Annotated in this window: 4 protein-coding genes and 1 pseudogene; 3 read left to right on the top strand and 2 right to left on the bottom strand. The window is 64.5% G+C overall.

Features of this window, described 5'->3' with window-relative positions:
* Together ACLP4W_RS07710 and ACLP4W_RS07705 are read left to right on the top strand one after the other, a co-directional pair.
* A partial coding sequence (locus ACLP4W_RS07710; RefSeq protein WP_442385549.1) for a TOBE-like domain-containing protein occupies positions 1-503 on the top strand: 503 nt, incomplete at its 5' end.
* 171 nt (positions 504-674) lie between these two features.
* Entirely contained in the window at positions 675-2852 is a 2178-nt protein-coding gene (locus tag ACLP4W_RS07705; protein ID WP_442385548.1) for a glutamine synthetase III family protein, read from the top strand.
* 105 nt (positions 2853-2957) lie between these two features.
* On the opposite strand, the gene ACLP4W_RS07700 is transcribed toward ACLP4W_RS07705, so the two are convergent.
* Positions 2958-3542 (bottom strand): hypothetical protein, encoded by a 585-nt coding sequence (locus ACLP4W_RS07700; protein WP_442385550.1) that lies wholly within the window; start codon positions 3540-3542, stop codon positions 2958-2960.
* Between the two features lie 186 nt (positions 3543-3728).
* Here ACLP4W_RS07700 and ACLP4W_RS07695 point away from each other — a divergent pair, with 186 nt between their 5' ends.
* Positions 3729-4085 carry a hypothetical protein gene (locus ACLP4W_RS07695; protein ID WP_442385547.1) on the top strand — a complete coding sequence of 119 codons (357 nt, stop codon included), beginning with the start codon at positions 3729-3731 and terminating at the stop codon, positions 4083-4085.
* 34 nt (positions 4086-4119) lie between these two features.
* On the opposite strand, the pseudogene ACLP4W_RS07690 reads toward ACLP4W_RS07695, so the two are convergent.
* A pseudogene (locus ACLP4W_RS07690) lies at positions 4120-4326 on the bottom strand (serine/threonine protein kinase PknE); the annotation flags it as partial.

Genomic DNA, 4326 nt, shown 5'->3' with positions numbered 1-4326 from the left:
CCACGGTGCTGGTCACCCACGACCAGGCCGAGGCGCTGGATGTGGCCGATCGGATCGCGGTGCTCAACAAGGGCCGCATCGAGCAGGTCGGATCCCCGCCCGAGGTCTACGACACCCCGGCGAACGCGTTCGTTATGTCCTTCCTGGGTGCGGTCTCGGCGCTGAACGGCGCCTTGGTGCGCCCGCACGACATCCGGGTAGGGCGCAATCCCGAGATGGCGATCGCCGGCGGTGACGGCACCGCGGAGTCCATCGGGGTGGTGCGCGCCGCCGTCGACAGGGTGGTCGCGCTGGGCTTCGAAGTGCGCGTGGAGTTGACGAACGCGGCCAACGGAGCTCCGTTCACCGCCCAGATCACCCGCGGTGATGCAGAGGCGCTGGCCTTGCGCGACGGCGACACCGTGTACGTGCGGGCCACCCGGGTGCCGCCGATAGGCGCTGCGGTGACCGGATCCGGCGCCGGGGACGCTGACCACGATCAAGCCGCCGTCACGTCTGCCTGATCGCAAGTTCGCCGCCGCTCTGCGACTCATGATCGCAACCTTTGCGGATCCATCGTTGACACCGCCGTAACAAATTTGCCATCGAACCTTCCTACTGTGGGGCGGTCCACCTTCCCTAGCGGAAAAGAAATCGTGGACCCCCTCAGCGATAAAGCGATTAAAGGAAGTCAATTGAGCGGAAACGCGGTCCGACTGCAGGCGATCAACAACGTCGAGGCATACATCCCCCCAGCCGTCAGCTTCGTACCTGGTGAAGAACCGGGCAAGGTCTTCGGCTCCAACGTCTTCACCAAGTCCGAGATGCAGGCACGGTTGCCAAAAGCGGTGTTCAAGTCCGTCGTGGCGACCATCGAGAAGGGCGCCAAGCTCGACCCCGCGGTCGCCGACTCGGTCGCGGCGGCGATGAAGGACTGGGCACTGGAGAAGGGTGCCACCCACTACGCCCACGTCTTCTACCCGATGACCGGCCTGACCGCCGAGAAGCACGACAGCTTCTTAGAGCCCATCTCCGACGGTCAGGCCCTGGCCGAGTTCGCCGGCAAGACCCTTATTCAGGGCGAGCCCGACGCCTCCAGCTTCCCGTCGGGCGGGCTGCGCAGCACCTTCGAGGCGCGCGGCTACACCGGCTGGGACGTCACCAGCCCGGCCTACATCCTGGAGAACCCGAACGGCAACACCCTGTGCATCCCGACGGTCTTCGTCTCGATGACCGGTGAGGCGCTCGACTACAAAACGCCGTTGCTGCGCAGCCAGCAGGCCATGGGCACGCACGCCGAGCGCATCCTGAAGTTGTTCGGCCACAAGGAGTTGAACCACGTCGTCTCGTTCTGTGGCCCGGAGCAGGAGTACTTCCTGGTTGACCGGCACTTCTTCCTGGCACGGCCGGACCTGGTCAACGCCGGCCGCACGCTGTTCGGCACGAAGCCGCCGAAAGGCCAGGAATTCGACGACCACTACTTCGGCGCGGTGCCCGAGCGTGTCCTGGGCTTCATGATGGACACCGAGCGCGAATTGTTCAAACTCGGCATTCCGGCCAAGACCCGACACAATGAGGTGGCCCCGGGCCAGTTCGAGATCGCGCCGATGTTCGAACGGGGCAACATCGCCTCCGACCACCAGCAGTTGCTGATGACGATTTTCAAGACGGTCGCCAAGAAGCACGGCATGGAATGTCTGTTCCACGAGAAGCCATTCGCCGGCGTGAACGGATCGGGTAAGCACGTCAACTTCTCGGTGGGTAACTCCGAGCTGGGCTCGCTACTGGTGCCCGGCGACACGCCGCACGAGAATGCGCAGTTCCTGGTGTTCTGTGCGGCCGTGATCCGCGCCGTGCACAAGTTCGCCGGGCTGCTGCGAGTGTCCGTCGCGTCGGCCACCAACGACCACCGCCTGGGAGCCAACGAGGCGCCGCCGGCGATCATCTCGATCTTTCTTGGCGAACAGCTCGCCGACGTGTTCGAGCAGATCGCCAAGGGTGCGGCCACCTCGTCAAAGGGCAAGGGCACCATGATCATTGGCGTCGACACGCTGCCCCATTTGCCGACTGACCCGGGCGACCGCAACCGCACCAGCCCGTTCGCGTTTACCGGCAACCGGTTCGAGTTTCGCGCGCCCGGCTCGGGGCAGACGGTGGCCGTGCCGATGATCGTCCTCAATACGATCATGGCCGACTCGTTCGACTACATGGCCACGGTCCTGGAGAAGGCCGTCGAAGACGGCGAGGTCTTCGATGAGGCGGTCCAAAAGCTGCTCACCGACGTCATCACCGAGCACGGTGCGGTGGTCTACAACGGTGACGGATACGTCGAGAAGTGGCAGCTCGAAGCGGCCGAGCGGGGCCTGCCGAACCTGAAGACCACCCTGGACGCCATTCCGGAGCTGATCAAGCCGGAATCGGTTGAACTCTTCGAGAAATACGGCGTGTTCAACGAGCGCGAGCTGCACAGCCGCTATGAGGTCCGCGTGGAGCAGTACGCGCTGACCGTAGCGGTCGAGGCGAAGCTAGCGCTCGAGCTTGGGACCACGGTCATCCTGCCGGCCGCGCTCCGATACCAGACCGAGCTCGCGCAGAACGTGGCGGCTTTGAAAACGGCTGGAGTCGAGCCCAGTCTGACTGCACTGCAAGCGGTCTCGACGCCGATCGCCGACCTCGAAGAAGGGCTGGCGGCACTGAAGTCGGCGCTGTCGGACCACTCGGCCGAGACGGCGCTCGCCGAGGCCACGCACGCCCAGAAGGAGCTGCTGCCGGCGATGGCAGCGGTCCGCGCCGCCGCCGACACGCTGGAAAGCGTTGTGGCCGACGATCTGTGGCCGCTGCCCACCTACCAGGAGATGCTCTACATCTTGTGATGGACTTCGTCGGGCGCTGGGGGTTGGCCGCGCGCAGGCGGCGGTGATCCGCAACCCCCACGCCCGGCGATCCCGGCGTCGCACGCGTCGGGGATCAGTTGAGCCCTATTGGTCGCCACGCGGACCCATCATGCAGCCGGGTCCCATCATGCCGCCGCCCATCATTTGCCGCATCATCGCGGGCATACCTTGCTGTACGAACCCGGTGACTTCCCGAGCGTGCGCGCGGATGGCTTCGCTGAGAGCTGGATCATCCGCAGTCTCCTCGGCGATCACACCCGTTGCGGTGAAGGTGAATTGGCGGCGGTAGCCGTTGGCCTGGCGAAACAGGATCGGCAGGCTCTGGCTCATGCACATGACCTCTGTGCCCTGGTCGAGATGGGAGTACATGCTTGAGACATGCGCCTGTAGTTGAGCCGCAAGCTCCGGGGAGTTCGATTGCGTGGTGGTGCGCACCCCGCCGGGAATCTCTTCCACAACACGGTTGATTTCCCGGTGCCGGCTAAACATCTCCATATAGCGGCTCATGTCCACCGAATCGGCACCCATAAAGCCACATCCGTCGGTGAGGCGGATAGCTGTCGACCGCGGTTCGAACATGCTGCGACGGAACACCTGCAGACCTAGCACACTGCCCGCACCGAGTGCACCGAGCATGGCGAGCGCCGCCCGCCGCGTATACCTAGCCAAAGCCTGCGCTCCACATCCAGCGGTCTTAACTGCCCGCATCTCGCCCAGACGCATTCCGACGCAGCAATAGCTGAGATCAGGGCCGCGCTCTCTGTTGTCTTAGCAAGCTGACCAGCTGCGTGGCTTCGCTTACTAGGGCCAATAGTCCCTACCCCGGTGGGGTATGCGTGTGCCATCCTTCGAACCATGACTGAAACGCCTGAATCCACCGTCGAATCGACCACCGTGACTGGACAGCCCCGATACAGCGCGCCTAGCCGTCTGGGTCAAGTTGCGGCGTGGGTGGCCATCGTCGCCGGTGTCGTGTTCGTGGTCGCCGTGATCTTCTTCTCGGGGCTGTTCTTGGGCTGGTCCTCTGGCTTCCATAGTGGCTGGCACCGAGGTTATTACGGCGGCCATGACGGTTCCTGCCCGATGATGCAACCGGGCGGGATGATGGGGCCGGGCGAGATGATGGGGCCGGGCGGGATGATGGGGCCGGGCGGCATGATGAGTCCTCAGCAAACGCCTACGGCGCCGCCACCTCCCACGCCGCGCCCGTAGATCGTGACCGCTACTCGGATGACGCTGGCACGGACTATCCGATTAGCTTGGTAAGCCAGGTCGGATCCTGATAGTTGATGGCCTTGGTGCCGTCCCACACGAACGGTGTGCCGGTGGCACTGAGCCCGGACAGCGTCGCGTCTCCGGCTGTGACCTTCGCTTTGGCGGTGCCGACGTCGTCGCCTGCCTTGATGCAATCGATCACGCTGGGGTCGACGCCGACAGTTTTGGCCAGTTGGGC

Origin of the sequence: Mycobacterium sp. (assembly GCF_052145595.1) — a bacterium.
Taxonomy (GTDB): domain Bacteria; phylum Actinomycetota; class Actinomycetes; order Mycobacteriales; family Mycobacteriaceae; genus Mycobacterium.
The sequence above is the reverse complement of the archived record's forward strand: the minus strand, read 5'-3'. Positions and strand labels throughout refer to the sequence as shown.

Excerpts from the sequence above, each read along its gene's own strand:
- ACLP4W_RS07695 (WP_442385547.1), top strand. The coding sequence starts at position 3,729 with ATGACTGAAACGCCTGAATCCACCGTCGAATCGACCACCGTGACTGGA.